Annotated in this window: 16 protein-coding genes; 6 read left to right on the top strand and 10 right to left on the bottom strand. The window is 72.0% G+C overall.

Annotated elements, in window-relative coordinates; all coding sequences use genetic code 11:
- Window positions 1-3: 3 nt before the first annotated feature.
- Genes VMR86_13570 through VMR86_13600 form a run of 7 tightly spaced genes read right to left on the bottom strand, consistent with a single transcriptional unit; the run spans window position 4 to window position 4625 of the window.
- Entirely contained in the window at window positions 4-588 is a 585-nt protein-coding gene (locus VMR86_13570) for a hypothetical protein (protein HTO08072.1), read from the bottom strand.
- The gene (locus VMR86_13575) at window positions 542-1222 is read right to left on the bottom strand and encodes a dienelactone hydrolase family protein (GenBank protein ID HTO08073.1); all 681 of its coding nucleotides are present in this window, start codon (window positions 1220-1222) and stop codon (window positions 542-544) included. Before VMR86_13575 ends, VMR86_13570 begins: the two co-directional genes overlap by 47 nt.
- Before the next feature lie 48 nt (window positions 1223-1270).
- Entirely contained in the window at window positions 1271-1942 is a 672-nt protein-coding gene (locus VMR86_13580; protein HTO08074.1) for a methyltransferase domain-containing protein, read from the bottom strand.
- A gap of 43 nt (window positions 1943-1985) precedes the next feature.
- Complete coding sequence (locus tag VMR86_13585; protein HTO08075.1) at window positions 1986-2405, bottom strand: YkgJ family cysteine cluster protein; 420 nt, start codon at window positions 2403-2405, stop codon at window positions 1986-1988.
- Entirely contained in the window at window positions 2402-3412 is a 1011-nt protein-coding gene (gene ltaE / locus VMR86_13590) for a low-specificity L-threonine aldolase (GenBank protein HTO08076.1), read from the bottom strand. Before ltaE ends, VMR86_13585 begins: the two co-directional genes overlap by 4 nt.
- On the bottom strand, window positions 3409-4302 hold the full coding sequence (locus tag VMR86_13595; protein ID HTO08077.1) for a CehA/McbA family metallohydrolase: 894 nt from the start codon (window positions 4300-4302) through the stop codon (window positions 3409-3411). The genes ltaE and VMR86_13595 overlap by 4 nt, the downstream gene beginning before the upstream one ends.
- A gap of 5 nt (window positions 4303-4307) precedes the next feature.
- Window positions 4308-4625 carry a tetratricopeptide repeat protein gene (locus VMR86_13600; protein ID HTO08078.1) on the bottom strand — a complete coding sequence of 106 codons (318 nt, stop codon included), beginning with the start codon at window positions 4623-4625 and terminating at the stop codon, window positions 4308-4310.
- 35 nt (window positions 4626-4660) lie between these two features.
- On the opposite strand from VMR86_13600, the gene VMR86_13605 reads away from it, so the two are divergent.
- The 5 genes from VMR86_13605 to VMR86_13625 all read left to right on the top strand — a co-directional run bounded on the left by VMR86_13605 (window position 4661) and on the right by VMR86_13625 (window position 9680).
- Complete coding sequence (locus VMR86_13605; protein HTO08079.1) at window positions 4661-5677, top strand: isocitrate/isopropylmalate family dehydrogenase; 1017 nt, start codon at window positions 4661-4663, stop codon at window positions 5675-5677.
- 3 nt (window positions 5678-5680) lie between these two features.
- Window positions 5681-6634, top strand: a complete 954-nt coding sequence (locus VMR86_13610) for a GNAT family N-acetyltransferase (protein HTO08080.1) — start codon at window positions 5681-5683, stop codon at window positions 6632-6634.
- A 255-nt stretch (window positions 6635-6889) separates the two neighbouring features.
- Window positions 6890-8047 (top strand): 2-isopropylmalate synthase, encoded by a 1158-nt coding sequence (locus VMR86_13615; GenBank protein ID HTO08081.1) that lies wholly within the window; start codon window positions 6890-6892, stop codon window positions 8045-8047.
- Window positions 8044-9309, top strand: coding sequence for a metallophosphoesterase (locus VMR86_13620; protein ID HTO08082.1), 1266 nt, complete (start codon window positions 8044-8046; stop codon window positions 9307-9309). Before VMR86_13615 ends, VMR86_13620 begins: the two co-directional genes overlap by 4 nt.
- Window positions 9306-9680 (top strand): VOC family protein, encoded by a 375-nt coding sequence (locus VMR86_13625; protein HTO08083.1) that lies wholly within the window; start codon window positions 9306-9308, stop codon window positions 9678-9680. The genes VMR86_13620 and VMR86_13625 overlap by 4 nt, the downstream gene beginning before the upstream one ends.
- Before the next feature lie 76 nt (window positions 9681-9756).
- Here the strand turns inward: VMR86_13625 and VMR86_13630 are convergent, their stop codons facing one another.
- Window positions 9757-11265 (bottom strand): beta-ketoacyl synthase N-terminal-like domain-containing protein, encoded by a 1509-nt coding sequence (locus tag VMR86_13630; GenBank protein HTO08084.1) that lies wholly within the window; start codon window positions 11263-11265, stop codon window positions 9757-9759.
- 54 nt (window positions 11266-11319) lie between these two features.
- Here VMR86_13630 and sppA point away from each other — a divergent pair, with 54 nt between their 5' ends.
- Window positions 11320-13023 carry a signal peptide peptidase SppA gene (gene sppA / locus VMR86_13635; protein HTO08085.1) on the top strand — a complete coding sequence of 568 codons (1704 nt, stop codon included), beginning with the start codon at window positions 11320-11322 and terminating at the stop codon, window positions 13021-13023.
- A 118-nt stretch (window positions 13024-13141) separates the two neighbouring features.
- Here sppA and VMR86_13640 read toward each other — a convergent pair whose 3' ends face one another.
- On the bottom strand, window positions 13142-14698 hold the full coding sequence (locus VMR86_13640) for a VCBS repeat-containing protein (GenBank protein ID HTO08086.1): 1557 nt from the start codon (window positions 14696-14698) through the stop codon (window positions 13142-13144).
- 44 nt (window positions 14699-14742) lie between these two features.
- Window positions 14743-16269: an AarF/UbiB family protein gene (locus VMR86_13645; GenBank protein HTO08087.1), complete on the bottom strand. Its 1527-nt coding sequence runs from the start codon at window positions 16267-16269 to the stop codon at window positions 14743-14745.
- Between the last annotated feature and the right edge of the window lie 83 nt (window positions 16270-16352).

Here is a 16352-nt window from a genome sequence, read left to right on the forward strand (position 1 = left end):
CGCTCAGGCCTCGATCGGCGTGTAGCGGATCACCGTGCGCGAGCCGTCGGCGTGACTCGACTGGAAGCGCGGCTTCCACTTGCCCCACTCCTCGGGGTACTTGTTGCCGTAGGCCTCGAGCAGGCGCTCGAACGTGCCCGGATCGCGGTCGATCTCGGCGCGGGTCAGGAACGTGGGGGCGCTGGCGAGCTTCTCCTTCGCGCCCGAGTAGGAGCCGAAGTCGCCCACCCAGATGCGGGCCTTCGCCGAGCCCTTCATGACCGAGCGCACCTTCCAGCCCTTGGTCGCGGTCGCAATCACGACTGCGCCCGCGTCGAAGAAGTACCAGACCTCGCCGTGACAGCGGCTCTCGCTGCCGTCCTGCTTGAGCGGCGAGACGTACACGAGCTTGCCCTTGGCGAGTCCGATCTTCGCCGCCTCGGACAGGTCGAAGTGGTCGTGACCCTCGTGCGCTTGCAGCGCGCCCGGCAGCAGTGCCGCCGCGGCCAGCGCGGCCGCGCCCGAGACGAGCAGCTCGCGGCGAGTCAGCGAGCCGAGCGAGTCAGTGCAGGTTTCGGCGGAAGAACTGCGTCGTGCGGTTCCAGGCATCGGTGGCGGCCTCGCGGTTGTAGACGTCGGGGCGCGTATCGTTGAAGAACGCGTGGTCGACGCCGGGGTAGATGTGCAGCTCGAACGACTTGCCCGCGGCCTTCACGTCGCGCTCGAGCTTGCGCGCGATCTCGGGAGTCACGAAGCCATCGCGCTCCGCGAACAGCCCCAGCACCGGCGCGGAGAGCTTGGCGAAGTCGAGGCGCACGTTGGGGTGCACGCCGTAGAAGTCGACGCACGCGCCCACGTCTCCGCTCTTGCAGGCCGTCGCCAGCGCGAGCTGCCCGCCCATGCAGAAGCCCACGGTGCCGACCTTGCGCGCACTGACTCCCTTGCGTGCGAGCAGGAACGCGACCGCGCCCGCGAGGTCGCGCGCCGAGCGGTCGATGTCGAGCGCCATCATGAGCCGGCCCGCGTCGTCGGGCTTTTTGGCCGACTCGCCGCGGTACAGGTCGGGCGCGAGCGCGAAGAAGCCTTCGGCCGCGAAGCGATCGGCCACGGCCTTGATGTGCGGCACCAGCCCCCACCACTCCTGGATCACCACCAGCGCGGGTCCGCTGCCCGAGGCCGGCGTCGCGAGGTAGCCCTGCGCCTGCCCGCCGTTGCTCGCGAACTCGACCATCTGTCCCGCCATCGCCGCCTCCTTGCGCCCTCGCGCGAGTGTATCCCGGCGGCGGGAGCTTCAGTGACTGGTCCCGCGGTTGCGCGGGCGCAGGCGCGTGCGCTCGGCGGCGATCACCAGGTGGTGCGGGCGCTCGCCGGGCGGCGCGCCGGGTGGCGCGGGCTCGGCGGCGTCGATGAGTCGCAGGCCGGCGTTGCGCAGCGCGCCGAGCAGCGCGGGCAGGCTGGCGAGCGGTCCCTTCTGCCCCTCCGCGCGCCACGGGTGCTCGAGCGCGAGCACGAGCCGGCCGCGCGGGTGGAGTAACTTCGCGGCCGAGCGCAGCGCGCGCTCCGGGTCGGCGCTCTCGTGCAGCGCGAGCACGCAGGTCACGAGCTCGAACGGTCCGCGCGGCAGCGAGTCGGGCGCGAGCAGATCGGCGACCGCGAACTCGGGCAGCGGGAGCTCGCCGGACTCCTTGGCCTCGTGGGCCGCCGCGTGCACGGCCGCGGGCGAGGCGTCGATCGCCACGACCTGCGCGCCGCCGGCGGCGAGCTGGCGCGCCAGCGCGCCGCTGCCGCAGCCCACGTCGAGCGCGCGCGCGCCGTGAAGGCGGCCCGCGAGCCGAAGCACGTCCTGCAGCAGGGCCACCCGTTCGGGCGGCAGGCTCTCGCGCATGCGCGCGGTCTCGCGCAGGTGCTGCGCCACCGCGCCCCAGGAACCCGGGCCTCTTCCTGTTTCACGGGGTCGAGACATGGCAGCGGGAGAATAGCCCAGCTCCGCTCGGGGCGGCCCCCGCTCAGCCCTCGTCCGCGAGCTCCATCTCGAGCATGCGGGCCTCGACGTCCGCCATGCGGTGGGTCGGCCCCCGGCCGATGCCCTCGCACAGCGCCCGCGCCTCGGGCGTGAAGCGCCCCCCGGACACCAGGTCGCGCCAGAACGGGAAGGTGCGGCACTGGGTGGGGCGCGCCCCGTAGACCGTGCAGCGGTTGGTCTTGCGCTCGAGGAACACGCAGGTGGAATCGTCGAAGCGCAGCTGGGTGTAGCCGTACTCGTCCACGAACGTGAAGCGGCGCCGGAACTCCTTGAGCGGGAGCTCGAGCTCTTTCGCCAGGTCCGCCGCCTCGTCCGGGTTCAGGTACACGTGCGCGTACTCGCCGCGCGCGGTGCAGCAGCCGCCGCAGCCCGTGCACTCGAAGCGCAGGCCCCGAGCGCTCACCGGCCCTCTTCGCGCATGATCGCGAGCGCGCGGTCGACGTCCTGCGCCGACACGTCGAGGTGGGTCACCGCGCGCAGCGAGTCACTCGAGATCTCGGACAGATATAGCCCGCGCGTGCGCAGCCGCGCCGCCCAGGCGCTGGCGTCGGGGCGGCGGAAGATCACGATGTTGGTCTCGGGCGGAGTCAGAGTGACTCCCGGCAGCGCCGCGAGCCCGTCGGCCAGCCGGCGCGCGTTGGCGTGGTCCTCGCTCAGGCGCTTGGTGTGGTGCTCGAGCGCGTACAGCCCGGCCGCGGCCAGCACGCCCGCCTGGCGCATGCCGCCGCCCTGCATCTTGCGGAAGCGGTGCGCGCGCACGATCCGCTCGCGCGAGCCCGCGACCAGCGAGCCGACCGGCGCCCCCAGCCCCTTCGAGAGACAGCACGACACCGTGTCGAACGGCTCGGCCCAGCGCGCCGCGTCGATGCCGGTCGCCGCCTCGGCATTCCAGATGCGCGCGCCGTCCAGGTGCAGGCGCAGGCCGCGCGCACGCGAGAGCTGGGCGACCTCGCGGATGCGCTCGAGCGGGAAGATGCGGCCGCCGCTGCGGTTGTGCGTGTTCTCGACGCACACCACGCGCGTGCGCGGGAAGTGGTCGTCCGAGGGGTAGATCGCCGCGCGCACGTCCTCGGCGCCGAACGACCCCTGCTCGCCGATCAGCGTGAACTGCACGCCGGCCAGCGCGGCGGCCGCGCCCGACTCGTAGAGCCAGATGTGCGAGTCGCGCGCCGCGATCGCGCCATCGCCGGGCTCGCTGAGTGAGCGCAGCGCGATCTGGTTGGCCATGGTGCCCGACGGCACGAACAGCGCGGCTTCCTTGCCCAGCCGCGCCGCGACCAGCTCCTGCAGCCGGTTCACGGTCGGATCCTCGCCGTACACGTCGTCGCCGACGTCGGCCCGCGCCATCGCCTCGCGCATGGCGGGGGTCGGGCGCGTCACCGTGTCGCTGCGCAGATCGATGCGAGTCACGGAGGCGAGTATAGCGGCGGCTCGAACGGCGGATTGCGCACTTCGAGCAGGCGCGCGCCGCCGTCGAGCTGGAGCTCGACCCGGCCCGACGGGAAGCGCACCTCGCGCGCCTCGGCGGCGCGCGGCTCGTAGAACGCCCAGCGCACCGCGCACGCGCCCTCGCGCAGCAGCCGCCACACGGCATGCGCTTCCAGCGGCGCGTCGGGGCAGACCATGCGCGCGCCGCGGAACTGCTGCGCGTAGGGGTCGAGCTGCCAGCCCAGCAGCGACACGTTCTGGTGCGCGTCGGTGCCCGCGAAGGCGGGAACGCGCCGGCCGGCCGCGAGCAGCGCATCCCAGCGGGCCAGCTCGGCCTCGGGGCGGAGCCAGAGCTCGCGCAGCACGGCCTCGCGGTCGAAGGCGAACCGGACCAGGCGCACGGGCAGGAGCGGCCCGTAGAGCCGCCGGAAATCCGAGGCCGTGTTCTGGATCTCGAGCCCGTCGAAAGGCGCGTCCCAGTCGTGCCAGCCCCCGTGGCTCTCGGGGTGCGGCACGACCGCGAAGCCGCCCTGCGCATGGACGTCCGCGATCACGTCGCGCCCGGGCCGGCCCAGCGCCGGCACGGCGCGCACCACGTCGAGCGCCAGCAAGTGGCCGTCGGCGGTGGCCAGCTCCGCGCCGACCAGCACCAGCACCTTCCGGCCGCTGGGCGCGATGCGCACGCCCGCGTGCTCGACCCCGGGCAGCGGCGCCGGCGCGCTCACGTCGGCGTGGTCGGTCATCACCACGAAGTCGAGGCCGTCCTGGTCGGCCGCGGCGAGCACGTCCGCGAACGGCGCGTCGCTGTCGTGCGAGGGCGCGTGGTGCACGTGCAGCACGCCCACGAGCGCCGCCAGCGCGAGTGACTTCAACGGCGCTAGTGGTGCGCGTTCTTGCGCGCTGCCACCGCCGCGGCCTCCTCGGCCTCGGGGATCTTCCCCTGGCGCTGCAGGAAACGCGAGAGACTGGTGTGGAACAAGGCCTCCTCGGGATCGCATTCGATCGCCTTGCGGATGGTGGCGATCGCATCGTCCAGGCGGTTCATGCGGCTGTAGACCTCGGCCAGGCCCTGGTAGGCGAGGCTGAAGCGCCGGTCGGCGGCGAGCACCTTCTGGTACGCGCTCACCGCCTCGTCATACTTCCCGGCGACGAACAGATCGAAGGCCTTTTGGTAGAGACTCCGCAGCTCGGACATTGCGGAACCGAGTCTAGCAGGACGATAGTCGAGCCATGGAACGCCTGCGCATCACCGAGCTTTTGGGCGACGGCATCGGCCCGGAGCTCGCCGAGTCCGTGCATTCCGTCGCGAGCGCGTTGCCGCTCGCGGTCGAGTTCGTCCCGGTCGATCTCTCGCTCGAGGGCCGCAAGCGCGACCCCGACACCTACCCGCGCGCCGAGGCCTCGCTGCGAGACACCAAGCTCGGGCTGAAGTACCCGACGGTGACTGCAGAGGAGAGCCCGAACGCGGTGCTGCGCCGGCGCCTGCACTTCTCGGTGATCCACCGGCCGGTGCTGTCGATCCTGGGCATCTCGTCGAACTTCAAGCAGAACGTCGCGCTCGACATCGTGCGCGTGGCGGTGGGCGGCACCTACGACGACCCCGGCCAGCGCATCGGCGAGGACGTGGCGGTGTCACTGCGCATCGTGGAGCGCCGGCCGTGCACCGAGGCCGCGCGGTTCGCGTTCGAGTTCGCGCGCCGCTACGGGCTGTCGGTCACTTCGTCGTCGAAGCACACCATCCAGCGCGCGACCGACGGCTTCTTCGAGGCGATCGTGCGCGAGGTGGCGGCGGGCTACCCCGACGTGAAGCACCGCGTGGAGCTGTTCGACGCGCTGCTCGCCAAGATCATCCTGCGGCCCAACGACTACCAGGTGGTGCTCGTGCTGAACGAGTACGGTGACTTCCTGTCGGACATGGCGTGCGGCCTGGTGGGGAGCCTCGGCACCGGCGCGAGCGGGAACTACTCGTTCACGCGGGCGGGCGAGATCGACGTGGCCATGTTCGACCCGGCGGGTGGCACCGCACCCGACATCGCGGGCCAGGGCATCGCCAATCCGACCGCCGCACTCCTGGCGTTCGGCCTCTTGCTCGACCACGTGGGACGGATCGAGCACGGCAACGCGCTGCGCTCGGCGGTGCTGGGCGCGATCGCCGACGGCCGCTCGACGCGCGACGTGGGCGGCCGGCTCGACACCCGCGCCTTCACGGCGGTGGTCGCCGACTCACTCGCCAAGGCGCAGAAGTAGCGCGTGCGCTTCCGCGACATGGAGCGCGCGGACCGCGGCGCGGTGCTCGACCTGCTCGAGCACGCGTTCGGCATCCGCGACCTGTTCGAGCGCTACATGGACTTCGACCCCGAGTTCGCCTACGGCGACGTGCTGCTCGCGCTCGAGGGCGACGCGCCGGTCGCCTGCGTGCAGGTGTTCCAGAAGACGATCCGCCTGGCCGGGCAGCCGGTGCGGCTGGGCGGGATCGGCAGCGTGGCGACCCGCGCGAGTCAGCGCGGCAGCGGCCTGGCGACCGAGCTCTTGGAGCGCGCGCTCGAGCGCATGCGCGCGCGCGAGCTTTCGCTGTCACTCTTGTTCGCCGCGCCGGTTGCGCCGCTCTACGAGCGCCTGGGCTGGCGGCGCATTCCCGCGCCGCTCCTGCGACTCACGCGCGCGCGCGTCGGCGAGCCGCCCGACCCCGGCCGCGACTTCCAGCCCGCGGACCTCGCGCGCGTGAGCGCGCTCTACGACGTCTTCACCGCCGCGCTCTCCGGGCCCACGCTGCGCGACGCGCGCTACTGGCGCGGCCAGCTCCGCACCGCCGGCACGCCCACCGAGACCTTCCGCCTGGCCCACAGCGTCGGTGAGCTCGCCGCCTACGCCCGCAGCGCCAACTTCAACGGCCGCCAGCGAGTCATCGAGTACGCGAGAAGCCCCGAGGGCGCCGAGTCACTGGCCGACCTCCTCGCCTCCTCCATCCCCCCCGACAAACCCACCTACGCCCCGTTCACGAACGACCCCGGCCTCGCCCGAGCCCTCGAAGCCCGAGGAGTCAGTCTGGCCCTGGCCGCCGACCCGAGCCCCATGTGGAAGGTCCTCGACACGGCCCGGCTCGCCCGCATCGCCGGCCTGCCCGGCAGCGCCAGCGACCAGGACCTGCTTCATTCACTCATCGAACGGCCGAGAGCGACCTACTTCCCCTCCGACCGCTTCTGACCCGGGCTCGCAGGTCCGACTTGACCCAGCCCGAGGCGGCCCGTAGGCTCAGGCGATCGTGAAACACTGGACCACCACCGCGAACGCCCTTTCCGGGCTCCTCCTTAGCGAGGCGGGTGGGGTCCGCCCAGCGCTCTAGCCAGCGCCGGGTCACCAGCGGACCTCTCCCGCCGTCGAGGCCGGAGAGGTTTTTTTCTGCCCGGACGCCTCTTTCGGTCTCTCGCGGCGCGAGGTCCGGAAACCAAGGAGGCAGTCATGTCGGAGAAAGTCGTCGTGTTCGACACGACGTTGCGCGATGGCGAGCAGGCGGCGGGCGTGTTCTTCTCGCGCGCGGCCAAGGTCGAGATCGCGGACCTGCTCGACGCCATGCGCGTCGACGTGATCGAGGCGGGCTTCCCCGCGTCTTCGCCCGGGGAACACGCGTCGGTGTCGGCGGTCGCGGCGCACGTGAAGGGCGCCACGGTGTGCGCGCTCGCGCGCGCCATTCCCGCCGAGGTCGACGTCACCTGGCAGGCGATCCGCGCCGCGCGCGATCCGCGCGTGCACGTGTTCCTGTCGAGCTCGGAGATCCACCTGGCGCACCAGCTGCGGCGCGGCGCCGACGAGGTGGTCGAGATGGCGCGCGCGGCCGTGGCGCGCGCGCGCACGCACACCCGGAACGTGGAGTTCTCGTGCATGGACGCCACGCGCTCGAATCCCGAGTTCGTGGCGCGCGTCGTACGCACGGCGATCGCCGAGGGCGCGACCGCGATCAACCTGCCCGACACGGTCGGATTCGCGCGCCCGGACCAGGTGGCGGAGATGTTCCGCGGGCTGTTCGCGCGCGTGCCCGAGCTGGCGGGAGTCACCGCGAGCTTCCACGGCCAGGACGACCTGGGCATGGCCACCGCGAACTCGCTGGCCGCGATCGCGGCGGGCGCGCGCCAAGTCGAGCTGGCCGTGAACGGGCTGGGCGAGCGCGCCGGCAACACGGCGTTCGAGGAGGTGGTGATGGCGATCCGGGTTCACGGCGAGTCACTCGGCGTGGCGACCGGCGTCGACACGAAGGGCATCTGGCGCGTGTCGCAAGCGGTCGCGAGACACTCCGGCTTCGCGGTGCCGCCGAACAAGGCGATCGTGGGCAAGAACGCGTTCCGCCACGCCTCGGGCATCCATCAGGACGGCGTGCTGAAGCACCGGCAGACCTACGAGACGGTCGACCCCGCGGAGATCGGCCACCCGACCGGCAGCGAGATCGTGCTGGGCAAGCTGTCGGGGCGGGCCGGCTTCGCGGCCCGCGCGCGCGAGCTGGGCTTCGCGCTCGACGGGCCAGCGCTGGAGCGCGCGTTCGAGCGCTTCCAGCGCGTGGCCGACCAGCGCGGCGAGATCGGCGACCGCGACGTGATCGCGATCTGCGTGGGAGCGGCCGCTTGAGCGAGACCGAGGGAATCGCCACTCTCCCACCCGTGGCGGTGGTGCAGCGGACGGTGAAGCGGAGCGGGCGCGCGGCGCTGCGCAACGCGCGCTGGAGCGCACTCCTGATCGCCGCGTCGTCGGAGACGCTGATCGTCGAGTGGGCGCTGCGCGCGACCGGCTGGGGCAGCCTCGGGCTCGCGGGCTTCGCGCTCTCGACCGTGGCGCTCGCGCTGTTCAACGCGGCGGCGCTCATGACTCTGCCGCGCATCGCGCGCTTCGGGCCGGCCGGGTATCTGGCCGGACGCGTGTGGCTCGTCGCCAGCGTGGCGGCGCTGGTGACCGGTCCATTGATCGCCGCGGTGTTCGTGCTGTTCGGGCCGCTCGCGTGGCTCGGGCCGCTGGCGAGCGAACGCCTGGGCGGGGTGGCGCGCGCGGTGCTCGTGCCGGGCGGCGGCGCGGCCGTGGCGGTCGGCTTCGGCTCCATGTTCTGGGGCTATCTCGTGGGGCAGCGCCGCGTGGAAGTCGACCGCGTCGACCTGCCGCTGCCGGGTCTGCCCGACGCGCTCGCGGGTCTGCGCGTCGCGCAGATCTCCGACCTGCACATCGGGCTGCAGCTGCGGGCGCCGCTCTTGCGCGAGCTCGTGGCGCGCGTGAACGCGCTCGAGCCCGACCTGATCGTGATCACGGGCGACGTGTTCGACTTCGACCCGTCGTTCATCGCCGAAGGCTGCGCCGAGCTGGCGGCGCTCGACGCGCCGCTGGGCGTGTATTGCGTGCTCGGCAACCACGACGTCTACACCGGCGCCGATGCCGTTGCGCGCGGGCTCGAGTCACTGACCAAGATCCGCGTGCTGCGCGACGCGTGGACCAAGATCGAGCTCCAGGGCGCGGCGTTCGCGCTGGTGGGCATCGAGGACCCCGGTCACGGCTGGTCGGAGCGCGATGCCACGCACGAGGCGCTCGCTAAGCTGGCGGCCGAGCTGCCCCCCGGCCTGGCGCGCCTGCTCCTGATCCACCGCCCGAGCTACTTCGCCGAGGCCGCGCGGCTGGGCTATCCGGTGTCACTCGCCGGCCACACGCACGGCGGTCAAATCGCCCTGCCGCTCGCGCACCAGCACAACGTGTCGCGCCTGATCTCGCGCTGGACGCGCGGCCTGTTCCGCGACGACGCGACCGGCGCGCTGCTCTACGTGAACCGCGGGCTGGGCGTGGCAGGCCCGCCGATCCGGCTCAACTGCGCGCGCGAGATCTCGCTGCACCGGCTCGTCAGGCCCAATTGACTGCGTTCAAGCGGCTCGTGCCGGTGCTGCCCGTGCGCGACGTGCTGGCGGAGCGGGAGTTCTACGAGTCACTCGGCTTCGCGCGCCACGTGGACCCGCGCGAGAGCTATCCCGAGTCCGTGTTCGCGGCTTTCACGGCCGGACCGAACGTGCAGTTCGGCGTGGCCATCGATCCCGGCTTCGACGCCGACACCGCGGACTCCCGGCTGTGGTGGCAGATCGAGGTCGACGACGTCCAGGACCTGCACGAGCTCGCCCGCCGCGAGAAGCTCGAGATCGAGCAGGCGCCGCGCATCGAATCCTGGGGACGCCGCACCCTGAAGCTGCGCTCGCCCAATGGCTACGTCGTCACGTTCGAAGAAGTGAAGTGAGGGCCGAGCGAAGGCCGCCCTGAGCGAGGCCGCAAGCGGCGGAAGCCGCGCGCAGTGAGCCGCAGGCGAACGTAGCTCAATAAGACTCAAGCGTGTGATCGCCGTCCTCGGTCACGAGGAAGCGAACGCGCCGGCCCGGTAACTCCTCCGACGACGCGCCCGGGGGGCACCTGGCGAACACGCGCCGGCCGTCGACCGAGAGCAGCGCCACCGCGATCGGCCCCTCGCCCGACGCCGTGACGTGGATCGTGGTCGCGGCCTCCACCACGGCGTCGCGGCCGTGCAGCGCCTGGGGCGGGAGCTGCGCGGCGCGCTGGGGCGCGCGGCGCTGCGGCCGCTCGAGACCCTGCGCGCGGCGCCGGCGCGAGTCGGCGCGCTCGAGCAGAGTCACATACACATTGTTGCCCGGACCGCCGATCGAGTGAGACAGGCCGATGCGCGCGTTGGCCGCCTGCGCCTGCGGGTTGGGGAAGCGGCCCGCGAGCTGCAGATACACCTCGGCCAGCTGGAACAGGCCGGTGCCGCCGACGGGATGGCCCCGCGACTTCAGCCCGCCGGACAGGTTCGTGGGCCGCGCGCCGCGCGGCCCGCTCCACGGGTGCGCGTAGGGGTCGAGGCCGGGCGCCGCACCGCGCGCGCTGCCGATCAGCGCCTCGAGCGACTGGCCCGGCTCGCACAGCCCCAGGTCGACCAGGTTCACCGGCAAGAGGCTGTTGAACGCGTCGTGTGACTCGAGCACGAGCCCATCGAGCGCGCGCGGGTCGGCGATGCCCGCGTCGAAGTACGCGAACTGCGCGGCGCGGCGCGTGGCGGGCAGCGAGTCGAGCGCGGCGCGGTCGAGCAGCGACGAGGTGTCGGTGGCGGCGCCCAGACCCGCCACGCGCACGGGCTGCGGCCGGTCGGTGAGCACGATCGCGGCCGCGCCGTCGCAGATCGGCGAGCAGTCCTTGCGCCGGAGCGGCGTCGCGACCGGGAGATTCTTCGACTCGTCGAAGTAGGCGGCGAGCGCCTCGGGCTTGCCGGAGAAGGCGGCGAGCGGGTTGTCGGCGCCGAGCGCGTGCGCGCGGAACATGAGCCGCGAGAGCACGTCCGAGACACTCTCGCCGCGCACGCCCTGGCGCTGGAAGAACGCCTGAGTCACGAGCGCGATCAGCGCGGGCATGGTGAAGCCGAAGCGGTGCTCCGCGGGATCGACGGTCTTCGACATGATCTCGGTCGCCACCTGCGTCGTGACCGTCTTCATGCGCTCACCTGCGACGACCAGCACGTTCGACGCCGAGCCCGAGCGGATCTTGTAACAGGCCTCATGGAAGGCGGCGGCGCCGGTCGACGACGCGGTCTCGGAGCGCACCGCGGGCACCCCGACCAGCCCGAGCCGGTCCGCGACCTTGGCCGCGATGTTGGCGCGGTTCTCGAACTCCTCCGCGTCCATGATCCCGACCTGCACGGCGTCGAACTCGCGCACGGGAGAATCGGCCAGCGCGCGCCGATACGCGGTCTGGAACAGCTCGAAGACGTTGCCGAAGACACTTCCGGTCAGGTCGACCTTGGTGAGTCCGACGGCAGCGATGTAGACTTCGCGCATCTCGCACACGGATCGGGAAGCACCGTGTTGCGATTGACACGCGCAAGGAGGCGCATGCGCCGCTCGGCAATCGCAGTGCTCGTGGTCGCGGTCCTGGTCATGATCGGCTTCGCGCTCTGGGCGGTCCGGCATCACGTGCCCGAACACTCGGTGCTCGTCCTCGAGCTCGAGGGCGACCTCGACGAGGCGCCGCCGCGCGACCTTTTGAGCCAGCTCACGGCGCGCGGGCCGGCGCTGCCGACGGTACTGCTCCTGCTCGACATGGCCGCCGCCGACGCGCGCCTCGACGGCGTGCTCGTGCACATCCAGGCGCTGAAGATCGGCTACGCGCGGCTGCAGGAGCTGCGCGACGCGCTGGCTGCGGTGCGCAGCAGCGGCAAGCGCGTGGTCGCGCTGGTCGACGAGACCAGCCTGAACGGCTCGCGCGAGCTGTTTCTCGCCTCGGTCGCGGACCGCGTGCTGGTCGACCCGGGCACGCTCGCGCCGATGGGCGGGATCGCCGGCCAGTACCTCCACCTCGCCGGCCTGTTCGAGAAGCTGGGCGTGAAGTGGGAGTACTCGCGCGTCGGCGAGTACAAGTCCGCCGTCGAGCAGTACGCCGCGCGCGAGATGAGCCCCAAGGCGCGCGAGAACGCCGACGCGCTGATCGACGGCGTGTTCGCGCAGCTCGTCGACGGCATCGCGAGCGGCCGCAAGCTCAGCGGCGAGAAGGTGCGCGCGCTGTTCCAGTCGGTGCCCGGCACGCCGCAGGAGCTGGTCGACGCGGGCCTGGCCGATGCGATCGCGGGCCGCAAGGAAGCGCTCGACAAGGGTGAGTTCCGCGACGCCCAGGAGCTCACCAGCGACGCCTACCTGCGCGTAGACGCGCGCTCGCTGGGCTTGCGCAAGGGCCCGCGCATCGCGCTGGTGTTCGGCGACGGAGTCATCGTGGACGAGCGCGGGCGCTCGCTCTCGAAGCTGTTCACGGCCGAGGAGACCGTGCAGGCGCTCGACGCCGCGGCCGACGACGACTCGATCAAGGCCGTGGTGCTTCGCGTGAACTCGCCCGGCGGAGAGACTCAGGCTTCGGACCGCATCTGGCGCGCGGTGACTCGTGTGCGCGCCAAGAAGCCGGTCGTGGTCTCGATGGCCGACGCCGCGGCCTCGGGCGGCTACTACGTGGCGAGCGCCGCCAACGCCGTGATCGCCGAGCCGGCCACGTTCACGGGCTCGATCGGCGTGTTCATGATGCGGCCTTCGTTCGCCGGTACGCTCGAGAAGCTCGACGTGGGTCACGAGACGATCGGCCGCGGCGCCTACTCCGGCATGCTCGCGGGCGATGCGCCCATGACTCCCGCGCAGCGCGCGCGCACCGATGCGTTCACGCGCTCTGCCTACGAGGACTTCCTGAAGCGCGTGTCCGACGGACGCGGCACGCCGACCGCCGACGTCGACAAGCTGGGCGGCGGCCACGTGTGGCTGGGCAGCGAGGCGCTCGCGAACCACCTGGTCGACGAGCTCGGCGGTCTCTCCGCCGCCGTCGCCCGGGCGCGCAAGGAGGCGAAGCTCGAGAAGGAGCCCGACCCCACGCGCGTGATCCTGCCCGCGTCACCCAGCCTGAGCGAGCAGGTGAAGGGCCTGATGCACGGCGAGCAGAATCACCGGCTGCTGCAGGCGCTGCTGCCCGTAGAGCTGCCCGAGCTCGGGTCACTCGCCTGGCTCGGCCCCAACGCCAGCGGACCCGCATATCTCCCGGGCTGGTGGGTCGAGGTGTACTGACTGACTACGTTCGCCTGCGGCTCACTGCGCGCGGCTTCGCCGCTTGCGGGCCTCGCTCAGGGCGGCCTTCGCTCGGCCTCGCAGTGACGATCCGCTAGCTCGAGAAGACCGCTCGCGGCTAGGGGGTGGGTACTGGTGTGCCTTTGTGGGGCGGCTTTGTGGCTGCGCCGATGCTTGGCAGGGTGCCGGGGAGGAGCCCGCGGTTGCGCGCGATCGCGACCGGGGCGTTGGGCGCGCGCGGGTCGTAGAGCAGGAGGTCCGCGAGCCCGTCGCCGTTCCAGTCACCGCCGCGCAGCCGGCCGCTCGACTCGAGCGTCTGGCGTCCGGCCAGGTTGTTCGACATGCCCTTGGGGCTGCCCAGCCAAACGTCGAGCCGGTCGCCTTTGCCCGGAGTCAGCAAGTCTGCGAAGCCGTCGCCGTTCAGGTCGAAGCTGCCGGTCGGCACGAAGCCCAGCGGGCGCGCGGTCTCGAAGCTGAACGCGATGTTCAGCTTGCGCTGGAACCAGGGCTGCTTCGCGAAGCCGGTGCCGTCGGAGGCGAGCCGGTAGACGCTCACGTCGGCGTCGATCGCGCGAGTCACCAGCACCTGGATGATGTCGAGCACGCCGAACGCCACGGCCACGTGCATCAGCTCGGGCTTGCCGTCGTGGTCGATGTCGATCAGCTGGTCGGCGCCCCAGCCGCTGCCGCCGTCGGGCGAGAAGTCGGGCTTGTCGAGGTTCCAGGTGCCGCCACGGTTGAGATACAGCCGGGTGACGTTCTTGGCGTCGGTGATTCCGCCCGAGAGGTGCGAGATCAAGAGGTCGACCTTGCCGTCGCCGTCGACGTCGCGCGCATCGACGCGCACCGAGCCCGAGCCGCGGATCTGGTCCTGGTCCGAGACCAGGTGGAGCTTCAGCTCGCGGCTGGGCTTCTTCGCGAACGTGCCGTCCTCGCGCTGCAGGAACACGCGCAGGAAGTGTCTGCCCGAAGCGATCACGTCGGGCCGGCCGTCGCCGTCGACGTCGCCCACGGCGATGCGCGGCACGTCGAGCAGGAGCTGGATGTCGCTGTCGACCAGGAGCGCCCCCGGCCGCTGCTGCACGAAGTAGTTGGCGCGGCCGGGCGCGTCGAGCCGCGCTTTCTCGCCGCCGGAAGGCGACAGGAACACCGCCTGCGAGAGCAGCGGCACGTAGAGCCACGGCTCCTTGCCGAACTCCGTGTACACGAGCTTCAGCCGGTCGAGGCCGCGCTCGTCTTCGGCCGGAATCATCGTGCCGCCATCCACGCGCAGGTCGCGCTGCGGCAGCGCGGGATTCGCGAACGACAGGATGGTGAGTCCCGCCGGGCGCAGCAGCAAGAGCTCGAGCCCCGGTGAGTCGGGCAGCACGTCGCCCACGTCGTAGGCCGCGCTGTCCTCCGGCAGCGGCAGCTCGTATCTCGGCCTGGCTTCGAGGTTTCCCTCGTCGTCCTGGGTCCACAGCCGGATCACGCGCTTGTCGTCGGGCGGCAGGCCGATGAAGGCGATCTGCAAGAGGTCGGTGCGGCCGTCGCCGTCGAAGTCGCCCATCTCGGCCGCCACCGTGCGGCCGGTGCCGGACAGCTCGACCAGGTCGAAGGGCTCCTCGACCGTCTCGGCGCGCGCGACCGACGGCAGGAGCAAGAGCGAGAGCGCGAGGAGGGTTCGCGCGAGCACGCCGGAATGCTAGCGCAAATCCGCCACCCGCAGCGTGACTCCGGTTACGGCTCCGGGAGCCGAGGTCCGCCCACGTCTTCCAGGCGCTTGCGCACCACCTCGCGGCGCTGGATCAGCTCGCGATGGGTGAGTGTCTCGACTTCGGAGCCCAGCCCCAGCCCGGCCTTGAAGCCGGTGAGGTCCATCTTGGCGAACTGGATGTCGCCGCCCACTTCGCGCGCGATGCGCTCGCCGTGAGTCTCGGTGAAGTAGGTGAAGATCCGGCCGATCTCGCCGAACAGATCGACGTCGGGCGCGAGGTCGCCGATCGCCCCGTCGAGGAAGATCAGGTTCTTCACGTACAGCATCAGGTTCTTCGGCAGGCGCGCGCCGTGCGCCAGCAGATGCTTCAGCACGTCCTGGATCTCGGCCACGAGCTCCTGGCCCGTGAGCTGGGTCGGGTCGACGGGCGGGCGGTCGAGCTTCAGGTCGCGAGACAGTGCGGCGAAGTCGACCCCCTCGGGCAACGCGCCCAGGTCGCGGAACGCCACCAGGTGACCCGGGATGTCGTTCACGATCGCGGTCACCAAGAGGCGCATGAAGGCCAGCCGCTCGCGCTCGTCCATGCGGCCGGTCATGCCGAAGTCGAGCAGCGCGACGCGTCCGTCGGGCATGACGAACAGGTTCCCGGCGTGCAGGTCGCCGTGGAAGACGCCGTAGATCATCGCGCCCTCGAGGAACGAGATCAGAAGCGCGCGCAGCACTTCTGCGGTGTCGATGCCCGCGGCGCGCATCTGCTCGGCCTGCGCGATCGTGTAGCCCTGGAGTCTCTCCATCACGAGCACGCGGCGAGTCACGAGCTCGGGGTGCGGCCGCGGCACGACCAGCTTGGTCTGGCCGGCGTCCTGCAGCAGCCGCGCGATGTCGAGCATGTTCTCGGCCTCGAGCCGGAAGTCGAGCTCCTCGGCGATGGTCTCGGCAAACAGCTCCACGAGCGCCGGCGGGTTGGCGAGGGCCGCGACCGGAATGCGGCCCACGAGAAAGGGCGCGATCCAGGCCATCGCGCGCAAGTCACTGCGCACGAGCCGCGCGACCTGCGGCCGCTGCACCTTGACCACGACCTCTTCGCCGCTGCGCAGGCGAGCCGCGTGGACCTGCGCGATCGAGGCCGCGGCGAGACTCTGCTCGTCGAAACGCAGGAAGACCTCGCCGAGCGGCCGGCCCAGGTCCTCCTCGACCACCGCGCGCACCGCGGCGAAGGGCTCGGGCGGCACGCGGTCGCGCAGCGCGGCGAACTCTTCGACCACTTCGTCCGGGAACAGCCCCCGGCCCGAAGACACGATCTGGCCGAGCTTGATGTAGGCCGGCCCGAGCTGCTCGAAGGCCCTGCGCAGCCGGCGCGAGAGCGCGGCGCGCGCCTCGGTCTGCTCGCGGCGGCGCTCCAGCGCCGCCCAGCACGCGACCGCCGCGCCCAGTCGCAAGCCCGCGCCCGCGAAGCGGTCGAGGGGCGGAATGCCGCGCGCGCGCACCATGCGGGGCAGCTGCGCCTGGGTCTCGGCCCGCAGGTCGGCGATTCCCGCCCGCCAGGGCATCCGCTCGGGATCCACGGTCCAGGGTCGCGCTTCGGAGAAAGATCCCGGCTCGTATGTCATTGGCCCGCGAGGCTATCCGACCG

The organism is Myxococcota bacterium (genome assembly GCA_035498015.1).
Taxonomy (GTDB): Bacteria; Myxococcota_A; UBA9160; order SZUA-336; family SZUA-336; genus VGRW01.

Coding starts and splice junctions, on each gene's coding strand:
- VMR86_13645 (HTO08087.1), bottom strand. CDS start 16,269: ATGCCCTGGCGGGCGGGAATCGCCGACCTGCGGGCCGAGACCCAGGCG.
- VMR86_13575 (HTO08073.1), bottom strand. CDS start 1,222: ATGGCGGGACAGATGGTCGAGTTCGCGAGCAACGGCGGGCAGGCGCAG.
- VMR86_13580 (HTO08074.1), bottom strand. CDS start 1,942: ATGTCTCGACCCCGTGAAACAGGAAGAGGCCCGGGTTCCTGGGGCGCG.
- VMR86_13605 (HTO08079.1), top strand. CDS start 4,661: ATGGAACGCCTGCGCATCACCGAGCTTTTGGGCGACGGCATCGGCCCG.
- VMR86_13630 (HTO08084.1), bottom strand. CDS start 11,265: ATGCGCGAAGTCTACATCGCTGCCGTCGGACTCACCAAGGTCGACCTG.
- VMR86_13615 (HTO08081.1), top strand. CDS start 6,890: ATGTCGGAGAAAGTCGTCGTGTTCGACACGACGTTGCGCGATGGCGAG.
- VMR86_13570 (HTO08072.1), bottom strand. CDS start 588: ATGCCTGGAACCGCACGACGCAGTTCTTCCGCCGAAACCTGCACTGAC.
- VMR86_13600 (HTO08078.1), bottom strand. CDS start 4,625: ATGTCCGAGCTGCGGAGTCTCTACCAAAAGGCCTTCGATCTGTTCGTC.
- sppA (HTO08085.1), top strand. CDS start 11,320: ATGCGCCGCTCGGCAATCGCAGTGCTCGTGGTCGCGGTCCTGGTCATG.